Source organism: Bacillus sp. 0209A (assembly GCF_036765095.1).
GTDB classification, from domain to species: domain Bacteria; phylum Bacillota; class Bacilli; order Bacillales; family Bacillaceae; genus Bacillus; species Bacillus subtilis_G.
In genome coordinates this window covers 1-396 of sequence record NZ_JBAIZV010000023.1, presented here as the reverse complement: position 1 = coordinate 396, position 396 = coordinate 1, and the positions used below count along the sequence as shown (strand labels likewise).

At 54.3% G+C, this 396-nt stretch carries 1 protein-coding gene; it reads left to right on the top strand.

Annotation, left to right across the window (positions count from 1 at the left end; genetic code table 11):
* On the top strand, positions 1-396 hold a 396-nt coding region (locus tag V6D44_RS20985; RefSeq protein WP_333516862.1), incomplete at both ends, for an AMP-binding protein.

The following is a 396-nucleotide window of genomic DNA, read 5'->3' as shown; positions in this document are numbered from 1 at the left end:
TGTTCTCACGAAGCCGTCGCTGGAAATGTCCGCTGCGGTGCTCGGCGTCTTAAAGGCGGGAGCGGCGTTTGTGCCGATTGATCCTGACTATCCGGATCAGCGGATTGACTATATCTTACAAGACAGTGGCGCGAAGCTTCTCTTGAAACAGGAAGGCATCGCAGTGCCGGACAGCTATACGGGAGAGGTTATTCTTCTTGACGGCGACCGCACGATTTTGAGCCTGCCGCTTGATGAAAACGACGAGGAAGATCCGCTCACAGCTACAAAAGCGGAGAACCTCGCGTACATGATTTACACGTCTGGAACGACCGGACAGCCGAAGGGTGTCATGGTCGAGCACCATGCGCTTGTGAACCTGTGCTTTTGGCATCATGACGCGTTCAGCATGACAGA